This window comes from Avibacterium endocarditidis (assembly GCF_002921145.1).
Lineage (GTDB): Bacteria > Pseudomonadota > Gammaproteobacteria > Enterobacterales > Pasteurellaceae > Avibacterium > Avibacterium endocarditidis.
In genome coordinates, this window is sequence record NZ_PQVI01000040.1 from 1 (window position 1) to 21,124 (window position 21,124).

The 21,124-nt window shown below is 42.9% G+C and carries 15 protein-coding genes and 6 pseudogenes; 18 read left to right on the plus strand and 3 right to left on the minus strand.

Translation table 11 applies throughout. The features are described from left to right. The 13 genes and pseudogenes from rpoC to C3Z13_RS03705 form a co-directional block, all read left to right on the plus strand. Window positions 1–3,162 (plus strand): DNA-directed RNA polymerase subunit beta' (rpoC, locus tag C3Z13_RS03645; RefSeq protein ID WP_103855027.1); only part of this gene is annotated, 3,162 nt, incomplete at its 5' end. 323 nt (window positions 3,163–3,485) lie between these two features. Continuing rightward, on the plus strand, window positions 3,486–4,064 hold the full coding sequence (locus C3Z13_RS03650) for an acetate uptake transporter (RefSeq protein ID WP_341476370.1): 579 nt from the start codon (window positions 3,486–3,488) through the stop codon (window positions 4,062–4,064). 169 nt (window positions 4,065–4,233) lie between these two features. Next, window positions 4,234–5,032, plus strand: a pseudogene (nudC, locus tag C3Z13_RS03655) (NAD(+) diphosphatase). Window positions 5,033–5,043: 11 nt separating this feature from the next. Continuing rightward, window positions 5,044–6,106, plus strand: a pseudogene (hemE, locus tag C3Z13_RS03660) (uroporphyrinogen decarboxylase). 9 nt (window positions 6,107–6,115) lie between these two features. After that, on the plus strand, window positions 6,116–6,706 hold the full coding sequence (locus C3Z13_RS03665; protein ID WP_103855028.1) for a YjaG family protein: 591 nt from the start codon (window positions 6,116–6,118) through the stop codon (window positions 6,704–6,706). A 151-nt stretch (window positions 6,707–6,857) separates the two neighbouring features. Next, window positions 6,858–7,129 (plus strand): annotated as a pseudogene (locus C3Z13_RS03670) (HU family DNA-binding protein). Between the two features lie 158 nt (window positions 7,130–7,287). Then, window positions 7,288–8,070 carry a DeoR/GlpR family DNA-binding transcription regulator gene (locus C3Z13_RS03675; RefSeq protein WP_103855029.1) on the plus strand — a complete coding sequence of 261 codons (783 nt, stop codon included), beginning with the start codon at window positions 7,288–7,290 and terminating at the stop codon, window positions 8,068–8,070. Between the two features lie 41 nt (window positions 8,071–8,111). Then, a pseudogene (gene glmS, locus C3Z13_RS03680) lies at window positions 8,112–9,945 on the plus strand (glutamine--fructose-6-phosphate transaminase (isomerizing)). A 156-nt stretch (window positions 9,946–10,101) separates the two neighbouring features. Next, entirely contained in the window at window positions 10,102–11,331 is a 1,230-nt protein-coding gene (locus tag C3Z13_RS03685) for an MFS transporter (protein ID WP_103855030.1), read from the plus strand. 149 nt (window positions 11,332–11,480) lie between these two features. Beyond that, window positions 11,481–12,130 (plus strand): annotated as a pseudogene (gene ftsE / locus C3Z13_RS03690) (cell division ATP-binding protein FtsE). Window positions 12,131–12,409: 279 nt separating this feature from the next. Further along, window positions 12,410–13,322 (plus strand): annotated as a pseudogene (gene ftsX, locus C3Z13_RS03695) (permease-like cell division protein FtsX). A 324-nt stretch (window positions 13,323–13,646) separates the two neighbouring features. After that, on the plus strand, window positions 13,647–14,762 hold the full coding sequence (gene asd / locus C3Z13_RS03700; RefSeq protein WP_103855032.1) for an aspartate-semialdehyde dehydrogenase: 1,116 nt from the start codon (window positions 13,647–13,649) through the stop codon (window positions 14,760–14,762). A 271-nt stretch (window positions 14,763–15,033) separates the two neighbouring features. After that, a complete protein-coding gene (locus tag C3Z13_RS03705; protein ID WP_103855033.1) occupies window positions 15,034–16,023 on the plus strand; it encodes an alpha/beta fold hydrolase in 990 nt (329 codons plus the stop codon). Here C3Z13_RS03705 and C3Z13_RS12975 read toward each other — a convergent pair. Genes C3Z13_RS12975 through C3Z13_RS03715 form a run of 3 tightly spaced genes read right to left on the minus strand, consistent with a single transcriptional unit; the run spans window position 15,964 to window position 17,201 of the window. Further along, window positions 15,964–16,209, minus strand: coding sequence for a CrcB family protein (locus C3Z13_RS12975; protein ID WP_425427448.1), 246 nt, complete (start codon window positions 16,207–16,209; stop codon window positions 15,964–15,966). The genes C3Z13_RS03705 and C3Z13_RS12975 overlap by 60 nt on opposite strands. 8 nt (window positions 16,210–16,217) lie before the next feature. Beyond that, the gene (locus C3Z13_RS12980) at window positions 16,218–16,364 is read right to left on the minus strand and encodes a CrcB family protein (protein ID WP_425427449.1); all 147 of its coding nucleotides are present in this window, start codon (window positions 16,362–16,364) and stop codon (window positions 16,218–16,220) included. 18 nt (window positions 16,365–16,382) lie between these two features. Further along, the gene (locus tag C3Z13_RS03715; RefSeq protein WP_103855034.1) at window positions 16,383–17,201 is read right to left on the minus strand and encodes a Cof-type HAD-IIB family hydrolase; all 819 of its coding nucleotides are present in this window, start codon (window positions 17,199–17,201) and stop codon (window positions 16,383–16,385) included. Here C3Z13_RS03715 and C3Z13_RS11500 point away from each other — a divergent pair. The 5 genes from C3Z13_RS11500 to C3Z13_RS03735 all read left to right on the plus strand — a co-directional run. Continuing rightward, on the plus strand, window positions 17,196–17,459 hold the full coding sequence (locus C3Z13_RS11500) for a hypothetical protein (RefSeq protein WP_146256864.1): 264 nt from the start codon (window positions 17,196–17,198) through the stop codon (window positions 17,457–17,459). The genes C3Z13_RS03715 and C3Z13_RS11500 overlap by 6 nt on opposite strands. 94 nt (window positions 17,460–17,553) lie before the next feature. After that, window positions 17,554–19,200 (plus strand): acetolactate synthase 2 catalytic subunit, encoded by a 1,647-nt coding sequence (gene ilvG / locus C3Z13_RS03720; protein ID WP_103855035.1) that lies wholly within the window; start codon window positions 17,554–17,556, stop codon window positions 19,198–19,200. A gap of 25 nt (window positions 19,201–19,225) precedes the next feature. Further along, on the plus strand, window positions 19,226–19,456 hold the full coding sequence (ilvM, locus tag C3Z13_RS03725) for an acetolactate synthase 2 small subunit (RefSeq protein ID WP_103855036.1): 231 nt from the start codon (window positions 19,226–19,228) through the stop codon (window positions 19,454–19,456). 127 nt (window positions 19,457–19,583) lie between these two features. Continuing rightward, complete coding sequence (locus tag C3Z13_RS11865; protein WP_219827880.1) at window positions 19,584–19,871, plus strand: GNAT family N-acetyltransferase; 288 nt, start codon at window positions 19,584–19,586, stop codon at window positions 19,869–19,871. A gap of 265 nt (window positions 19,872–20,136) precedes the next feature. Beyond that, window positions 20,137–21,124, plus strand: a 988-nt coding sequence (locus C3Z13_RS03735) for a dihydroxy-acid dehydratase domain-containing protein (protein ID WP_181022007.1), incomplete at its 3' end; no start/stop codon positions are given.

The following is a 21,124-nucleotide window of genomic DNA, read 5'->3' on the forward strand; positions in this document are numbered from 1 at the left end:
GGTTTACCGAAAAAAATGGCGTTGGAATTATTCCGTCCATTTATTTATGCCAAATTAGAAAGCCGTGGCTTTGCAACCACAATCAAAGCAGCGAAGAAAATGGTTGAGCGTGAAGACGCAATCGTATGGGATATTTTGGCAGAAGTAATTCGCGAACACCCAATCCTATTGAACCGTGCGCCAACTTTGCACCGTTTGGGTATTCAAGCCTTTGAGCCGATCTTAATTGAAGGTAAAGCGATTCAATTACACCCATTAGTGTGTGCGGCGTTCAACGCGGACTTCGATGGTGACCAAATGGCGGTTCACGTGCCATTAACCCTTGAAGCACAGCTTGAAGCGCGTGCCTTAATGATGTCAACCAACAACATTCTTTCACCAGCAAATGGTGAGCCGATTATCGTACCATCACAGGACGTTGTATTAGGTCTTTACTATATGACCCGTGATAAAGTGAACGGTAAAGGCGAAGGAATGTTATTGCAAGATCCACGCGAAGCGGAGAAAGCTTATCGTACAGGTCAAGCGGAATTACATTCTCGTGTGAAAGTGCGTATCACAGAATATGTGAAAGATGCTTCTAACGAATTTGTACCGCAAACCAGCCTTGTGGACACCACAATTGGTCGTGCCATTTTATGGATGATCGCACCAAAAGGTATGCCATTTAGCTTGTTCAACCAAACCTTAGGCAAAAAAGCGATTTCAAAATTAATTAACGAAAGCTATCGCCGTTTAGGATTGAAAGCGAGCGTATTGTTTGCTGACCAAATTATGTACACCGGTTTTGCTTACGCAGCACGTTCTGGTTCATCAGTAGGGATTGACGATATGGTGATCCCAGCGAAGAAATACGAAATTATTTCAGCCGCAGAACAAGAAGTTGCAGAAATCCAAGAGCAATTCCAATCAGGTTTGGTAACAGCAGGTGAGCGTTATAACAAAGTAATCGATATTTGGGCGGCGGCGAATGAGCGCGTAGCCAAAGCGATGATGGAAAACCTTTCTCAAGAAGAAGTGGTAAACCGTGAAGGCGAGCTAGAAAAACAAGCTTCATTTAACAGCATCTTTATGATGGCAGATTCTGGAGCGCGTGGTTCTGCTGCACAGATTCGTCAGCTTGCAGGTATGCGTGGTTTGATGGCGCGTCCAGATGGCTCAATTATCGAAACACCAATTACCGCAAACTTCCGTGAAGGCTTGAACGTACTTCAGTACTTTATTTCAACCCACGGTGCGCGTAAAGGTTTGGCCGATACGGCATTAAAAACGGCGAACTCAGGTTACTTAACCCGTCGTTTAGTAGATGTGGCACAAGATTTAGTGATCATCGAAGATGACTGTGGCACTTACGAAGGTATCGTAATGACCCCATTAATCGAAGGGGGAGATGTAAAAGAACCTCTGCGTGATCGTGTATTAGGTCGTGTGGCGGCAGAAGACATCTTAAAACCGGGTACAGATGAAGTTTTAATTCCGCGTAATACCTTATTAGATGAAAAACTTTGTGATCTGATTGATGAAAATTCCGTAGATAGCATCAAGGTACGCTCTGTTGTAACCTGTGATACCAACTTTGGTGTGTGTGCGAAATGTTACGGACGCGATCTTGCACGCGGACACCTTATCAACCAAGGTGAAGCCGTGGGTGTTATCGCTGCGCAATCAATCGGTGAGCCGGGTACACAGCTAACGATGCGTACGTTCCATATCGGTGGTGCGGCATCTGCGGCAGCGAAAGAATCAAGCATTCAAGTTAAGAATAACGGTACGTTACGTTTAGCCAACGTGAAATTCGTAACGAACAAAGAAGGCAAATTGGTCTTAACTTCGCGTAACACGGAATTAACCATTATTGACGCATTTGGTCGTACCAAAGAGCATTATAAAGTGCCTTACGGTGCAGTGTTAAACAAAGCAGATGGCGATGAAGTGAACGCAGGCGAAATCGTAGCGAACTGGGATCCACATACAATGCCAGTGGTTTCTGAAGTATCAGGTTTCGTGAAATTCGTAGATATTACTGACGGTGTAACTGTAACTCGTCAAACTGATGAATTAACTGGTTTATCTTCAATCGTAGTACAAGATGTGGGTGAACGTGCAACAGCAGGTAAGGATTTACGTCCAACCATTAAACTTGTTGATGCGCAAGGCAACGACATTCTTGTTGCAGGTTCAGATATACCAGCACAGTACACCTTGCCAGGTAAAGCGATTGTTACTCTTGAAGATGGTGCGGAAGTTCACGTGGGGGATTCTCTTGCGCGTATTCCACAAGAATCAGCGGGAACAAAAGATATTACCGGTGGTCTTCCACGCGTAGCGGATCTCTTTGAAGCGCGTAAACCGAAAGAGCCTGCAATCCTCGCAGAAATTTCGGGTATTGTTTCCTTCGGTAAAGAAACCAAAGGTAAACGCCGCTTACTCATCACACCAACTGAGGGTGAAGTGTACGAAGAAATGATTCCAAAATGGCGTCAGCTCAACGTATTTGAAGGCGAAATGGTAGAACGTGGGGATCTTATTTCTGATGGTGCAGAAACGCCACATGATATTCTACGCTTGCGCGGTGTACACGCCGTTACGGATTACATCGTAAACGAAGTGCAAGAAGTTTACCGCTTGCAAGGGGTAAAAATTAACGATAAACATATCGAAGTGATCGTTCGCCAAATGTTGCGTAAAGCCATCATCACTAAAGCGCATGACTCTGAATTCTTAGAGGGTGAGCAAGTGGAAGTAGCACGTGTGAAAATGGTTAACCAAAAACGTGAAGCAGAAGGTAAACCATTGGTTGAGTTTGAACGTGAGTTATTGGGTATCACCAAAGCTTCATTGGCGACAGAATCCTTTATCTCAGCGGCCTCATTCCAAGAAACCACTCGTGTGCTTACAGAGGCAGCCGTGGCAGGTAAACGCGATGAATTGCGTGGCTTGAAAGAGAACGTTATCGTTGGTCGTTTGATCCCAGCAGGTACAGGTTTTGCGTATCACCAACAACGCCAGAAAAACCGTGCAGCAGGTATCATTGAACCTGAACAGCCAACCAAAGCATCAACCATCTCTGATGAAGAAATTGCATCAGAATTTACATTTACCGCAGACGATGCAACCGCAAGTCTTGCTGAAATGTTAAATATGGCGGAAGATGCAGAATAATCGCTAACAAGCAACCAAAAGCCCGAACATTGTGTCGGGCTTTTTTATTTGCACGAATAAAATAAGTGCGGTCAAAAATTCGTAAATTTTCTACCGCACTTAGCAAATAAACCGATTTTAATAATGGATAGAACAGAAGATATTGGCTGTACTTTGGTACTACATAACGTTTTGTATGTTTAACAAAGCACATAAAGTGCGGTGAAAAATTCATAAATTTTCCACCGCACTTAAAAATTATCTTAGCCAAACTTTTCTGCTTCATTTCTACAAAATTGCTTTATTTTCAAAGCAATATCAAGCATAATCCGCCCTTTGATTTTATTAACAAACTAGGAAAACAAATGACAACTCAAACAACAGAAAAATTGGCAAACCCAGGCCCATTAGGGTTATGTGGTTTTGCTTTAACTACTTGGCTATTAAGTTTAATTAACGCAGGCATTTTTGATAAACAAGACGGTATTTCTATTGTGCTTGCAATGGCATTCGCGTTTGGTGGAACGGCACAATTAATCGCAGGCATTATGGAATACCGCAAAGGCAACACCTTTGGTTTCACTGCCTTTATCAGCTACGGCTCATTTTGGTGGTCTTGGGCATTGTTCGTACAATTTATGCCAACAGCCAGCCCTGCATTTTTAGGCTGCTATTTAGCCGCGTGGGGAACATTCACCCTAATGATGTTCATCGCCTCTTTCAGCAAACCCAAAGCCCTGCGTGTGGTGTTCTTTTTCTTAGTATTAACCTTCTACGCACTAGCAATCGGTGATGGTTTTGGCTATCACGGTTTAGTACAAATCGGCGGCTGTCTAGGCCTAATCACCGCACTCAGCGCTTTCTACCTCGCCGCAGCAGAAATGATTAACGAAAATTTCGGTAGAGAGGTTTTACCGATTTAATATGTAAAAGTAGTGCGGAAACGCACTATTTTTTTACGTAAATTTTAATAGTTTTTCATTGATAAAGCGGTAAAATACTCCAAACCCTAATAAGCTTAAACTATTAATCCCCTTAAGCGATTAAACTAGCAACCAAAACAAGTGCGGTGAAATTTTTATGAGTTTTTCAATGCGACCTATTGAGCCAGCAACACAAGGTGCTTGGCTTTTAACCCAAGGATCGAATATTTTTCTTATCGAGGGAAAATTGCCCGAAGGAAAGGCGGAGGATTTTCAATTAACGGGGCGTTTGGCGATGGAAATTGGGCGTTGGAATGGCGCGCCGCTTTGGCTTGTTGCCGAGCAGGAAGATGGCCGAGAATATACTTCATTGCGTAGCCAGCTTCATTTGCCAGAAGCACAATTTAATTTGCTCAATCGTGGCGTGGAGATTAATCATTTTCTGAAAACCCATCGCTTTTGTGGGAAGTGCGGTTCAAAAATGGCAATGACAAAAGAAGAATTAGCTGTGCAGTGCAAAAATTCTGCCTGTGGATACCGCACTTATCCCGTGATTTGCCCTTCGATTATTGTGGCAGTTCGCCGTGGTAAGCAGATTTTGCTCGCCAATCATCAGCGTCATCAACAGGAAAAAAATGTACACCACGTTGGCGGGATTTGTGGAAGTGGGGGAAAGTTTTGAGCAAACCGTGCAACGGGAAGTGTTTGAAGAAACTGGGATTCAGGTGAAAAATATTCGTTATTTTGGCAGCCAGCCTTGGGCGTTCCCCAATTCTCAAATGGTAGGATTTTTAGCCGATTATGCGGCGGGTGAAATTCGCTTACAAGAAGCAGAACTGCAAGATGCTCAATGGTTTAATTATGATAAACCCTTGCCAAATTTGCCGCCACAAGGCACTATTGCGTTGAAATTAATTAATGCCACACTGGCACTTTGTGCCGATGATGAAAGTGCGGTAGAAAAATAAAGGAATTTAAGATGTTTGAATTAAAAAATGATCGTCATTTGCGTGCGCTTCTGCGCGAACCTGTGGATATGACCCCCGTTTGGATGATGCGCCAAGCAGGGCGTTATTTGCCAGAATACAAAGCCACGCGTGCGCAAGCAGGGGATTTTATGTCCCTTTGTCGCAATGCAGAGTTGGCTTGCGAAGTGACACTACAACCTTTACGCCGCTATGATTTAGATGCCGCCATTTTGTTTTCTGATATTCTCACCATTCCTGATGCAATGGGGCTAGGATTGAGCTTTGGCGCAGGCGAGGGGCCTAAATTTGCGCGCCCTATCGAAAATAAAAGTGCGGTGGAAAATTTGCCAATTCCCGATCCGGAACAAGAATTGCAATATGTGATGAATGCGGTGCGCACCATTCGCCGTGAACTCAAAGGTGAAGTGCCGTTGATCGGTTTTTCTGGCAGCCCTTGGACGCTTGCCACCTATATGGTGGAAGGGGGCAGTAGCAAAGCTTTCACAAAAATCAAAAAAATGCTTTATACCGATCCACAAACCTTGCATTTGTTACTCGATAAATTAGCGGATTCCGTTGCCCTTTATCTCAATGCACAAATTAAAGCGGGTGCGCAATCAGTGATGATTTTTGATACTTGGGGCGGTGTGCTAGCTCATCGTGAATACCTTGAGTTTTCGCTGCAATATATGCAGAAAATTGTGGAAAATCTCATTCGTCATAATGAAGGGCGTAAAGTGCCGGTTACCCTCTTTACCAAAGGTGGCGGCTTATGGTTAGAAAATATCGCCAATACAGGCTGTGATGCAGTGGGCTTGGATTGGACAGTGGATCTTGCAGATGAAAAAACGTATCGGGCATAAAGTGGCGCTACAAGGCAATATGGATCCTTCTGTGCTTTATGCTTCACCAGAGCGCATTGAACAAGAAGTGCGGTCGATTTTAGCGGATTTTGGCGAAGGCAGCGGCCACGTTTTCAATCTCGGACACGGTATTCATCAAGATGTGCCAGAAATCAGCCCGAAAATTTTTGTGGACGCAATCCATCAATATTCTCAGCCTTACCATAAATAAGGATAAACAATGCGAAATCCTATTCATAAACGCTTAGAAAATTTAACCAGTTGGCAACATCTCACTTTTATGGCGTGTCTGTGTGAGCGAATGTTGCCGAATTTTCAGCTTTTTTGCCAAGTTACGGAACAGCCCGCGCAAAGCCGAATTTATCAAAATATTCTGAATTTAACCTGGGAATATTTAACCGTGAAAGATGCCCACATCAATTTTGATAATCAGCTCGAAAAATTTGAGGCGATTATCCCTGATGTGAATAATTATGATTTTTATGGCGTTGTACCTGCGATTGAGGCCTGCGAGGCACTTTCTGAATTATTGCATAGCCTAATTGCAGGTGAAACCTTAGAGCACGCCGTGCAAGTGAGTTTGATTTCTTTACAAACTGTTATCGGATTATTAGAAACCAATTTAGACCGAGAATTATCCGAGCAAGAACTCAAAGCAAGTGAAGAAATTGAACAAGAATTAGATGTGCAATGGCAGATCTACCGTGCGCTGCGAGAGAGCGAAGAACGCGATGTTTCCTTGATTTTAGCGCTTAAAAATGAAATTCGCGCAGAAGGAATCTCAAATATTGGTATAGAAATTAGCCAATAATGTGATTTAGATTACATTTTTGCTATTTATTGCTTTGCTTTATATAGAAGTTGATTTATTCTTTACCACACTGTGCATACAGTATTTATTATTGAGTTAGGCGTATCCTAACACTGTTAATTTAATCACAAAATAGAGAAGGTACTAATTTATGAACAAAACGGATTTAATTGATGCAATTGCAAGTGCAGCAGAGTTAAACAAAAACAAGCTAAAGCTGCATTAGAAGCAACTTTAGATGCTATCGCAGGTAGCTTAAAAGCAGGTCAGCCAGTTCAATTAATCGGCTTTGGTACATTCAAAGTGAACGAGCGTAAAGCGCGCACAGGTCGTAATCCACAAACTGGTGCAGAAATCCAAATTGCAGCATCTAAAGTGCCTGCATTCGTTGCTGGTAAAGCATTAAAAGACGCGATCAAATAATTAATTGCCCTTATTTTTCTAACCCTGCATAATGCAGGGTTTTTTGTTTATACGATTTAGAAAAACAGTTGTTTTGTTTTCCTTAACGAATTTTCTATTTACATTTCCCTTTTCTTTCTATAATATTCCGAACCGAAATTTAGATCTAATTTAAGATTATGAAACGAAACATTCAGCCTAGAAATACGCAACAACGCCGTCATCGCATTGTGCAATTATTACAAAGCCAAGGCGAAGTGAGTGTGGAACAGCTTGTGCAGCTATTTGAAACTTCAGAGGTAACAATTCGCAAAGATTTGACCGCACTTGAAGCCAATGGTGTGTTGGTACGCCGCTATGGTGGGGCGATTTTAATGCCGCAAGAGTTACTTGATGAAAGTCAAGATGAACATCTTTCAAAACGAAAGTTAGCGATTGCTAAAAAAGCGGCGGAACGCATTGCGGATCATAATCGCATTATTATTGATAGCGGTAGCACCACTGCGGCATTGATCAATCAGCTCAATAAAAAGCAAGGCTTAGTGGTGATGACGAACTCCCTTTCCGTAGCCACTCAACTGCGTGCTTTAGAAAATGAGCCAACGCTGTTGATGACAGGGGGAACTTGGGACACGCGTTCTGAATCTTTCCAAGGGCAAGTGGCGGCGCAAGTGTTGCGTTCATACAATTTTGATCAGCTCTTTATTGGTGCGGATGGCATTGATTTAGAGCGTGGCACGACCACCTTTAATGAATTAGTGGATTTAAGCCGTGTAATGGCGGAAGTTTCCCGTGAAGTGATTGTGATGGTGGAATCACAAAAAATCGGCAGAAAAATGCCAAATATCGAATTAACTTGGCAGCAAATTGATGTGTTAGTCACGGACGATTTGCTCGCCGCTGAAATTAAACAACAAATTGAAGCACAAGGCGTGGAAGTGATCTGCGCAAGTGCGGTGTAAATTTTTCAACTTTTTTATTTTCTAACCAGAGAGGACATTTTATGTGTGGAATTGTGGGTGCAGTAGCACAACGTGATGTAGCAGAAATTTTAGTCAATGGCTTACATCGTTTAGAATACCGTGGTTATGATTCAGCGGGTATCGCGGTGCTAGATGCAAATCATCATATGCAAATCGTACGCCGTGTAGGTAAAGTAAAAGCCTTAGATGAAGCCCTTGAAGCCCATCCAATTTTAGGGGGAACAGGCATCGCTCACACCCGTTGGGCAACCCACGGCGAGCCATCAGAAGCCAACGCTCACCCACATCGTTCTGGCAAAATTGCGGTGGTACATAATGGGATTATCGAAAACTATGAAGAATTGCGTGAAGAATTACAAAAACGCGGTTATGAATTCCTTTCGCAAACCGACACCGAAGTGATCGCCCACTTAGTAGAGTGGGAGTACCGCACAGCTAGCTCATTATTAGAAGCGGTGCAAAAAACCGTGGCTCAGTTGCGAGGGGCGTATGGCACAGTGGTAATGCACCAAGATGAACCTGAGCATTTAATCGTAGCACGTTCTGGCAGCCCATTGGTTATCGGTTTAGGCGTGGGGGAAAACTTCCTTGCTTCCGATCCTTTAGCGTTATTAAGCGTAACACGCCGTTTCATTTATTTAGAAGAAGGCGATGTGGCGGAAATTTCTCGCCGTGATGTACAAATTTTTGATGCGCAAGGCAATGCTGTTGAACGAGAAATGCACGAAGGGCATTTTGAAGCCGATGCAGCAGACAAAGGGCAATATCGCCACTATATGCAAAAAGAAATTTTTGAACAGCCTGTTGCGATTATGAACACCTTAGATGGCCGTATCGTTAATGGTAAAGTCAATATTGATGCCATTGGCCCTAATGCAGCAGAAATCTTGAAAAAAAGTGGAACACGTTCAAATTGTGGCGTGCGGAACCTCATACAACGCAGGAATGGTGGCTCGCTATTGGTTTGAATCCATTGCAGGCGTAAGCTGTGATGTGGAAATTGCGTCAGAATTCCGCTATCGCAAATTCGTTACTCGCCCAAATAGCCTGCTTATCACCCTTTCTCAATCGGGTGAAACCGCAGATACCTTGGCCGCATTACGCTTAGCCAAAGAATCAGGCTATATGACGGCAATGACAATCTGTAACGTGGCAAGTTCTTCTTTAGTGCGTGAATCAGATTTCGCCTTTATGACCCGTGCGGGCGTGGAAATTGGCGTGGCATCAACCAAAGCCTTCACCACTCAATTAACCTGTTTATTATTATTAAATGCGGCAATCGGACGCTTAAAAGGCACAGTGAGCGAAGAGCAAGAACATCACATTGTACAGACTTTACAACGTTTGCCAGCGCAAATTGAAAGCGCATTAGTTTACGATAAACAAATTGAAAAATTATCTGAAGATTTTGCTGATAAACACCACACCCTATTCTTAGGACGTGGCGAGTTTTACCCAATCGCAATGGAATCTGCCTTGAAATTGAAAGAAATTTCCTACATTCACGCAGAAGCCTATGCAGCTGGAGAATTAAAACACGGCCCACTGGCTTTAATTGATAGCGATATGCCGGTGATTGTGGTTGCACCAGAAAATGATTTACTTGAAAAAGTGAAGTCAAACATTGAAGAAGTGCGCGCCCGTGGCGGTCAGCTTTATATCTTTGCTGATCACGATGCAGGTTTTAGCGATGGTGAAGGCTTTAAAACCATCGTGTTACCAAAAGTGGACGAAGTAACCGCACCAATTTTCTACACTGTGCCGTTACAATTGCTTTCTTACCATATCGCCTTAATCAAAGGAACAGACGTGGATCAACCGCGTAACCTTGCGAAAGCGGTAACGGTGGAATAATCTTTCAAACAGCCTTGTAATGATTTGCAAGGCTGTTTTTTTATTTGCTTACGACTGCCAAATTAACTACACTATGTGCGCTTTTTAAGGCACACTTTTAGCAAACTTCCTTTCTTAACACTTTAAAGGCTACCCGTGAGTAGCAAAAGGACATCTATGAACAACAAAGTAAATGATTATGGCTGGAAAGCCTTGATCGGCTCTGCCGTGGGCTATGCAATGGACGGCTTCGACTTACTCATTCTCGGCTTTATGCTCAGCGCAATTTCTGCAGATTTAGCGCTCTCAAGCGCACAAGCAGGCTCCTTGGTTACTTGGACATTAATCGGCGCAGTGGCGGGTGGCATTATTTTCGGCGCATTAAGCGATCGTTATGGCCGTGTGCGAGTATTAACTTGGACAATCGTGCTATTTGCCGTGTTTACCGGCTTATGTGCGCTCGCACAAGGTTATTGGGATTTATTAATTTACCGAACTATTGCCGGCATTGGCTTAGGCGGTGAATTTGGTATTGGAATGGCATTAGCGGCGGAAGCTTGGCCTGCTCGCCATCGTGCAAAAGCCGCTTCTTATGTGGCATTAGGCTGGCAAGTGGGCGTGCTAGGTGCAGTATTGCTTACACCATTATTATTGCCAATCATTGGCTGGCGCGGAATGTTTATTGTGGGCATTTTCCCTGCTTTTGTGGCGTGGTATTTGCGAGCGAAATTACACGAACCTGACGTTTTTACCGAAAAACAGACCGCACTTTCCGCCACGACACAATCAAAATGGCAGGCATTCCGCCAATCTTTCCAATTATTAGTGAAAGATAAACAAACCGCCAAAGTTAGTCTAGGAGTGGTGGTTCTGACTTCCGTACAGAATTTTGGTTATTACGGCATAATGATCTGGTTGCCTAATTTCCTATCTAAACAGCTTGGCTTTAGCTTAACCAAATCTGGCGTTTGGACGGCGGTAACCGTATGCGGAATGATGAGCGGCATCTGGATTTTTGGTCGCCTTGCGGACAAAATCGGACGCAAACCAAGTTTTCTGCTTTTCCAACTTGGCGCAGTGATCAGCGTGATTACCTACTCACAACTGACTGATCCAAACGCAATGCTGATTGCAGGAGCCTTTCTCGGAATGTTCGTAAATGGAATGATGGGCGGCTACGGTGCATTAATGGCAGAAGCCTACCCAACTCAAGCCCGAGCAACTGCACAAAATGTGCTATTTAATATCGGGCGTGCGGTTGGTGGTTTCGGCCCTGTGGTCGTCGGTGCTGTGGTGGCAAGTTATTCGTTTTCCACCGCGATTGCGTTCCTTGCGCTGATTTATGTAATCGATATGATCGCCACCATTTTCTTAATTCCAGAATTGAAAGGCAAAGCCTTGGATTAATCGGTAAAAATGATGAGTTGTTTGGTTATGCTCATCATTTTTTTTCTGGATTGACAATTCCTTACATTTAACCCATAAATTTCTGCTCAAAAAATAAGAATATCCGTTATAATCATTCGCTTAACATAAAAAGAAAAGAGATAACAACGATGATACGCTTTGAAAACGTCAGCAAGGCTTATTTAGGTGGCAAGCCAGCCTTGCAGGGATTAAACTTTCATCTTCCGGTTGGGAGTATGAGCTATGTTCTCGGGCATTCTGGCGCGGGGAAAAGTACCCTATTGAAACTTATTATGGGTATGGAGCGTGCCAATGGCGGGCAAATTTGGTTTAACGGACACGATATTACACGCCTGTCTAAACACGAATTGCCCTTCTTACGCCGCCAAATTGGTATGGTGCATCAAGATTATCGTCTGCTTGCCGATCGTTGTATTGTGGATAATGTGGCGTTGCCGCTTATCATTGCGGGGATTCACCCAAAAGAAGCACAAAGCCGAGCCTTAGCGGCGTTAGATCGCGTTGGCTTGCGTGATCGTGCTAATCACTTACCAATCCATTTATCGGGTGGTGAACAACAACGTGTCGATATTGCCCGCGCCATTGTGCATAAACCACAATTATTGCTCGCTGATGAGCCAACAGGGAACTTAGATAACGCCCTTTCGCTGGATATTTTTAATTTATTTGAAGAGTTTAATCGTCTTGGAATGACTGTGTTAATTGCCACGCACGATATTAATATTGTTCAACAAAACCAAAACCTTGTTTAATTTTAGAACAAGGCCATTTACGTTAGGGCTTGTTGATAATTCATTGTGCATTTGAGTTATCGTTTAAAATTAGCGCAATCGTGGCGCCTTTCAAAACTAAGAGTGGTTCTCTTGGTGAGAACGGTAACAAAGAGTGTGCTAATTTTAAACCTAACCCGAAGGGCTGAGGCTATTTTGCGTGATAGCAATGTTGAATGTGGTTCGTTTAGCCTAACTAAACGTCCGCGCGTTCGCCTTGTTCTCACAAAAAATAGCCATCAGCTCAAATGTACAATGAATTATTAACGAACCCTAAGGAAAGCCCAATGAGTTCTCGTCCAATCAATGCTTCTTGGTGGGTACAAACCCATTATGTGCTAAGAGCCGTGCTGGCAGATCTAATTAGAAAAATATGCGACCTTATTAACCATTATTGTTATTGCCGTTTCGCTGACTGTGCCAACGGTGAGCTATTTATTGTGGAAAAATATTCATCAGGCCACCACGCAGTTTTATCCTGAAAGTGAACTAACGGTTTATTTGCATAAAAATCTTACAGAAGCTGATGCCAATTTAGTGGTGGAAAAAATTCGCCAACAAGCAGGAGTGGAAAGCCTGAATTATGTTTCTCGCCAAGAGAGCCTTAATGAGTTCAAAAATTGGTCTGGCTTCACTGAGGGCTTGGATATTTTAGATGATAATCCATTGCCTGCGGTGGTGATTATTAAACCTGCCAAGGACTACAACGAAAGTCAAAAACGCAATGAACTGCGGGAAAATCTCGCCAAAATTAAAGGCGTGCAAGAAGTGCGTTTAGACAATAATTTAATGGAAAAACTCACCGCACTTTCGTGGCTTATCGCCCATATCGCAGTGGTTTGCACCATTTTGATGACCATTTCTGTTTTCCTTGTGATTGGCAACAGTATTCGTTCTGATGTGTACAGCAACAAAGCCAATATTGAAGTAATGAAATTGCTTGGTGCAACGGATCAATTTATCCTACGTCCTTTCCTTTATACAGGAATAATTTATGCTGTGCTGGGCGGATTATTTGCCTGCATTTTCAGTGCCATTGTGATTGGTTATTTCACCAGTGCGGTGAAATATGTAACAGACATTTTCGCCGTAAACTTTGAGCTACACGGCATAATGATCGGTGAGTTGCTCTTTCTACTCGCAATGTGCGCGCTGGTGGGCTACACCGCAGCTTGGTTATCGGCGAAAAAATACAGCTAATCTTTACGTTTTCTTTGCGCTTTCTTTTAATCCCCTTTGCTCTATGACAAAGGGGATTTTTCTTTTCCTTTCCTGCATCTTTCGGATTTTTTCAACGAGTGGTCAGTGAAATTAAAAATTCTTTGTTGAAAGATCAATTATTCGCAACTTTTTTAGAAAAACGCTTGCTTTTGTTTACGCTATCTTGTACGTTTTTTTGCACGGTTTAACGTAATTAATTTCCTGTGAATTAAAGCCGAATGGTTATTTCTTTTAACCCTTTTTTCTGTGCATAATTCACTCAGATTTTATTTTCAACACAACATTACTTATAAGGAAAATTTTATGCAAAACGTTGGTTTTATCGGTTGGCGTGGAATGGTTGGCTCGGTGCTAATGGATCGTATGCAACAAGAAAATGATTTCGCGAACATCAATCCTATCTTTTTCACCACTTCACAAGCAGGTCAAAAAGCGCCTGTATTTGCAGGTAAAGATGCGGGCGTGCTAAAAGATGCCTTTGACATCGCTGAATTACAAAAATTAGATATTATCGTTACCTGTCAAGGTGGTGATTACACCAACGAAGTGTATCCAAAATTAAAAGCAACAGGCTGGAACGGCTATTGGATTGACGCCGCTTCTGCATTGCGTATGGACAAAGATGCAATCATCGTGCTTGATCCAGTAAACCAAAACGTGATCAGCGAAGGGCTAAAAAATGGCGTGAAAACCTTTGTTGGCGGAAACTGTACAGTAAGTTTAATGTTAATGGCGCTAGGCGGTTTATTTGAGCGTGATTTAGTGGAATGGGTATCTGTTGCCACTTACCAAGCGGCCTCTGGTGCGGGTGCGAAAAATATGCGTGAATTATTGGTGCAAATGGGTGAGTTAGAAGATTCTGTTAAAGCAGAATTAGCCGATCCCGCTTCATCAATTTTAGACATTGAACGCAAAGTAACAGCAAAAATGCGTGATGCGTCATTCCCGATTGATAACTTCGGCGCACCGCTTGCAGGCAGCTTAATTCCTTGGATCGACAAATTATTGCCAGAAACAGGGCAAACCAAAGAAGAATGGAAAGGCTACGCAGAAACCAACAAAATTTTAGGTTTAAGCGACAATCCAATTCCAGTGGAGGGTTTATGCGTGCGTATCGGCGCATTACGCTGCCACAGCCAAGCATTCACCATTAAGCTGAAAAAAGATTTACCATTAGACGAAATCGAGCAAATTTTGGCTTCTCACAACGAATGGGTGAAAGTGATTCCAAACGACAAAGAAACCACCTTGCGTGAATTAACGCCTGCTAAAGTAACCGGCACATTAAGCGTACCAGTGGGACGTTTACGCAAATTGGCAATGGGGCCTGAATATCTTGCTGCTTTCACTGTTGGTGACCAATTATTATGGGGCGCAGCAGAACCTGTTCGCCGCATTTTAAAACAGCTAGTGGCTTAATTTTTAAGTAACAAAACCCATAGAGAAGCACCGCACGGCTGCGGTGCTTTTTTTGTGAATTTTTTAAGGCGGATTGAATGGGTAACCTGTTTTATTTCCCTTTGAATGTTGATCTGGCTGCTGGACAAAAATAATGAAAAAAACCACCGCACATTTAAAAATGTGAGATTTTATCAACAAGCAAGGAAGTCTGATGTGGCATTAATCTTCTATCTTTCTTGCACGCTTTCCTTTATGATCGGGACATCTTTGTTTTATTGATGGTAAGCTGATGTCAAATTGCCTATATCGAGAACCCCATTTTTGCCGCTTTGCGTTGCAGCAATTAATGCCCTTTGTGGATCAATTTCCTATCCAATATTTAACAGGTAAACAGGGTTGCCAAATTGCCTATCGCCATTTTTTGCACGCCGACAGCTCGCCAAGTGCGGCGCGAAAATTGATGATTTTAGTCAATGGACGGGCAGAGAATATGCTGAAATGGTCGGAATTGGCTTATGATTTTTATCAATGGGGTTATGATGTGCTGCTTTTCGATCACCGTGGGCAGGGCTATTCGCAGCGTTTATTAGCGGATAACGATAAAGGCTACATTGATGAATTTCGCTTTTACTGCGAGGATATGGACGCGCTCATCAAGCAGATCACTCAGCATTCTGATTATTCGCAACAATATCTACTCGCTCATTCTTTAGGCTCGTTGATTTCGGCTTATTATTTAGCGAACTATGATCATCATATTCAAAGTGCGGTGCTTTCTTCGCCATTTTTTGGCTTGCCAACTAAGCATTTATTGCGCGATGAGCTGATTATTAATTTGATGATGTTATTCGGGCAAGGGCAGCGCTATGTGTTTGGCAAGAGCGCCTATAAACCTGCCAATCTGGATCAAAATGAACTCAGTTTTTGCAAAACCAGAATGAAATGGATGAACCGTATTAATCGTTATTTTCCTGAATTAAGCCTTGGTGGGCCAACATTCCGCTGGGTGCATTTGTGTTTAACCGCAATTAAAGGGCTGGAAAAAATTTTGTCGCGCATTGAAATTCCCGTTTTAGTTTTGCAAGCTGGCAAAGAAAAGATCGTAGAAAATGCACAGTTGGAAAAATTGGTCGCCTGCTTGCCAAAAGGGCAACTCATCACGGTGGAAAATGCCAAACACGAGATTTTGTTTGAACGGGATAAAATTCGCGCCGAAGCCTTAAGCGCGGTGCAAGCCTTTATTTCCAATAACGGTACAATAGCACACCAAACAGCGTAAACAGCAGACTGCCGCCAAGATGCAAAACAATAATTGCCAGCGCAGATAGCCATTTTCCGTTAAAAAATCATTCACTACTTCAGCGGAAAAAGAAGAAAAGGTGGTGAGGCTGCCTAAAAATCCAGTAATCAAAAATAATCGCCACTCGCTAGAAACTTGTGGATATTGCCAAAGTAAGGCGATCAAAATGCCGATTAAAAACAGCCGAGATAATTGGCGATAAGCGTGCCAAAGGCAAGAAAAGAAAACAGCGGATTTAGTAATTCGCTCAAGCCCCAACGAGTGCAAGCGCCGATTGCAGCACCGCTACTTATGATTAGTAAAGATTGCCAAATCGCCATTTTTACCTGCTTTCTGACTTAATACACACTAAAGGTAGCACGCAAATAGCTCGCTACTGCTTCGTGGCGGTTCAAGCCAATTTGCTCTAACTGCGGACAAGCCTGCACCAAGCGTGGATCAGCATTGCCCATAATGCAACCTTTGCCCACTTCGCTGAGCATTTCTATATCATTCATACCATCACCAAAGGCAAGGCACGCGCTCAAACCGTATTCACGCCCTTGTACCACTTGGGCAAGTGAGGTGGCTTTTGACACGTTTTTATTCATAATCTCTAAACACTGCGGCGTGGAATAGGTGATATAAATCGCGTCACCAAAACGCGCTTTTAAATGCGCCTCAATCGGGGCGAGATCAGCGGGCGTACGGCCAATAAAAAACACTTTTTCCGTGCCACGTCCGTGGTGATGTTTGAAATCCACCACTTGATACATAAAGCCTGAATCTTGATGATATTTGGCTAATTCTGGCATATCAATGCTTATAAACCAGCCATCATCTTGATAACTATTGGCGAACACATTTTTTTCATCATAAGGGGTTTGCATTATTTCCATTGCCATTTCATCAGGCAAACTGTTGCTAAGCAGCAACTTGCCTTGAAGATTATGCGCCCTTGCACCATTTGACGTGATAAGTACCGCATTATCTAGCTTTACCTTGCCGACAATATGCGCCACATCTTCATACTTTCGCCCCGTGGCGAGAATAATATCAATCTTTTCTTGCGCTAATTTTTCAAGGGTTTCAATAGTAAAATCACCGATAACGTGATCCCCATTGAGCAATGTGCCGTCTAAATCTGAAACCACAGCACGAAATGGTCGATTTTGCATAGTCAAACTCCTTCAACAAAACGGGAGTATGATAGCAAATTATGCGAAAAAATGACCGCACTTTTTATTTTCTCAGGAAAACGATTGCGAAATGTAAAAAATTCCTTGATTTCTATTTTGAATGTGGTATCAATAACAGCATTAAAAGCGGAATGCTTAAATCGGATTCAGGCAATGACAAAATTTTATTCTCTTATTGGCATTATTATTAACCTCGTGGTGGTGAACACTGCGGGGTTTTGGCTTGCTAACAAATAGAATAAATTTATAACTCAATTTGTATATAGAAAGCCCCTCGCAGAGATCTTCGAGAGGCTTTTTTTATAGCGATTAATAACCAGAAAGGTGGAATATGAACGGTGCAAGATTAGTAACGGAGTGCTTGAAAGCACACAATGTGGATATTGTATTTGGTTATCCAGGTGGGGCGATAATGCCAGTTTATGATGCCATTTATGATTCGGGTTTGGAGCATTTGCTCTGTCGCAATGAGCAAGGCGCGGCAATGGCGGCCATTGGCTATGCCAGAGCCAGCGGGAAAACAGGGGTGTGTATCGCCACATCAGGCCCTGGGGCAACCAATTTAATCACGGGATTAGGCGATGCCTTAATGGATTCCATTCCTGTGGTGGCTATCACTGGCCAAGTTGCTTCGCCATTGATTGGTACAGATGCCTTCCAAGAAGCCGATGTTCTGGGCTTATCCCTTGCTTGTACAAAGCATAGTTTTATTGTGCAAAGTATTGATGAATTGCCAGAAATTATCGCCAAAGCTTTTCAAATTGCCCAAAATGGTCGCCCTGGCCCCGTGTTAATTGATATTCCTAAAGACGTTCAATTTGCTGAAACGGATCTCAAACCCTTCACCATTCCTGTTGAAAAACCAACCGCACTTGATCATTCGCAAGTCGAACAAGCCCTTGAGTTATTGAAAAATGCAAAACGCCCGATTGTGTATGTGGGCGGCGGCGTGGGAATGGCGAACGCCGTGCCAGCCTTGCGTGCGTTTTTAGCCACCACAGAAATCCCAAGTATTTCCACCTTAAAAGGCTTGGGCGCAATTTTGCCTGAAACCCCTTATTATATGGGAATGGTTGGAATGCACGGCACCAAAGCCGCCAATTTAGCGACACAAGAATCGGATTTATTATTGGTGTTCGGGGCAAGGTTTGACGATCGAGTAACAGGGAAATTAGACACCTTTGCCCCAAATGCTAAAGTGATTCATTGTGATATTGATGTGGCAGAATTAGGCAAACTACGCCGTCCAGATGTGGCGTTGCGTGGTGATTTAAGAGAAGTATTCCGTGCCTTAACAATGAAATTAGATTTGGCAGATTGGCATAAAGAAATCAATAAGTTAAAACAAGATTTTGATTTCCGTTATGCTGAAAATCAAGGCAAACAACCGATTAACCCTTGGTGGTTGCTTAACACCGTTTCTAATCAAAAAGCGAAAAACGCCATTGTGGTTACCGATGTGGGGCAACATCAAATGTGGTCAGCACAGCATATGAAACATTATGCGCCTGAAAATTTCATCACTTCAGCTGGATTTGGTTCAATGGGCTTTGGCTTGCCAGCGGCGATTGGTGCGCAGAAAGCACGTCCAAATGATGATGTGATTTTAATCACTGGTGATGGTTCATTAATGATGAACGTGCAGGAACTAGGTACAATTAAACGTGGCAAAACGCCGGTAAAAATCATTTTATTAGACAACCAGCGCTTAGGAATGGTGCGTCAATGGCAAACCCTATTCTTCCAAGCGCGCCATAGTAATACGATTTTAGATGACAACCCTGATTTCGTGACCCTTGCTTCTGCCTTTGATATTAAAGGCGAGCGCATTGAATCTGGCGAAGAAGTGCAAGCGGCATTAGATCGTTTGTTCGCGAGCGAAGGGGCGTATTTATTACATATTTGTATCCCTGCGGAAGAAAACGTGTGGCCACTTGTGCCACCAAATGCCTGTAACGTGGATATGCTTGAAGAATAATAGAAAAGGAATTGTGGGGAACATTATGCAACAGTATGAATTATCAATCCGCGCCAACAGACGCCCAGAAACCTTAGAGCGTTTATTGCGCGTAATGCGTCATCGCGGTTTTGAAGTGATTAAATTACAAACTGAAAGCCAACAACAAGAAATCGCCTTTCACGTTGTAGTGCAAAGTGAAAGAGCGGTGGAATTATTGGTAAATCAATTAGTTAAATTGCCTGATGTATTCAAGATAAAACAAGGCTATCAATGAAAACATCTGATACTCGCGGTAACCTATCATCCAAAAGGATCGTAATTCGCCGCTACAAAATGGATGATGATTAATATCAACGCATTATGTATAAAGTGCGGTGGATTTTTTGTAGGAAATTATTGAAATGAATATCCGTTTTTCAACTCCAAAAGATAGTGTTGCTATTTATCAGCTCGTCAAGCAAGCGTTTAAAAACGCAGAACATTCTGATGGCACGGAGCAAGATTTGGTGCAACGTTTATGGACAAGTGATTCTTTTATTCCTGAACTCTCGTTAGTTGCGGAACAAGATAAATGTTTACTTGGCTACATTTTATTTACACGGGTTACTATTGGTGAAGATCAAGCTTTAGCACTCGCACCGCTTGCCGTTTTGCCAGAATTTCAGCGGCAAGGTATTGGGAAAAGTTAATTACTGCAGGGCATCATCATGCTAAACAGCTTGGCTATTCTCATATTATTGTATTAGGCGATCCGCAATACTATGGAAAATTTGGTTATCTTCCCGCAAGCCAATTTAATATTTATCCGCCTTTTGAGGTACCTGATCACTATTTTATGGGGATAAAATTAGATTCATTTGCACAAGCTCTTGAAGGCATTGTGCAATACGATAGCGCATTTCAGTTAGAAAGTTAGCTTACACATTTATAACAAAGATAAAAGTTGGAGAGATTATGCCTAAATTACGTTCCGCGACCAGCACACAAGGTCGCAATATGGCAGGGGCGCGTGCATTGTGGCGTGCCACAGGAATGAAAGAAAATGATTTTGGTAAGCCGATTATCGCCGTAGTCAATTCTTTCACCCAATTTGTACCGGGCCACGTTCACCTAAAAGATATTGGACAATTAGTCGCACAACAAATTGAGCAAGCAGGCGGTGTAGCGAAAGAATTTAACACCATTGCCGTTGATGATGGCATTGCAATGGGACACGGCGGAATGCTGTATTCCTTGCCTTCTCGCGATTTAATCGCCGACAGTGTGGAATATATGGTAAATGCTCATTGTGCAGACGCGATGGTGTGTATTTCTAACTGCGATAAAATCACCCCAGGAATGTTGATGGCCGCGCTGCGCTTGAATATTCCAACGATTTTCGTTTCTGGCGGCCCGATGGAAGCGGGAAAAACCAAACTTTCTGATCAAATCATCAAATTAGATTTGGTGGACGCTATGGTGCAAAGTGCGGATAAAAATGTGTCAGATTCTGATGTGGAAGCCATTGAGCGTTCAGCCTGCCCAACTTGTGGTTCTTGCTCAGGAATGTTCACCGCAAACTCAATGAACTGTTTAACCGAAGCCTTAGGCTTAAGCCTGCCGGGTAACGGTTCTTGCTTGGCAACCCACAAAGATCGTAAACAATTATTCTTAGATGCGGGCAAACAAATTGTTGAACTTTGCCAAAAATATTATCAGCAAGATGATGAATCCGTATTGCCACGTTCCATTGCCACTAAGCCAGCGTTTGAAAATGCAATGAGCTTAGATATTGCAATGGGCGGCTCAACCAATACCGTATTGCATTTATTGGCAGCAGCGCAAGAAGCGGAAGTGGATTTCACTATGGCAGACATTGACAGACTTTCTCGCCGCGTGCCTTGTTTAAGTAAAGTAGCGCCGAACACCGCCAAATATCATATGGAAGATGTACATAGAGCGG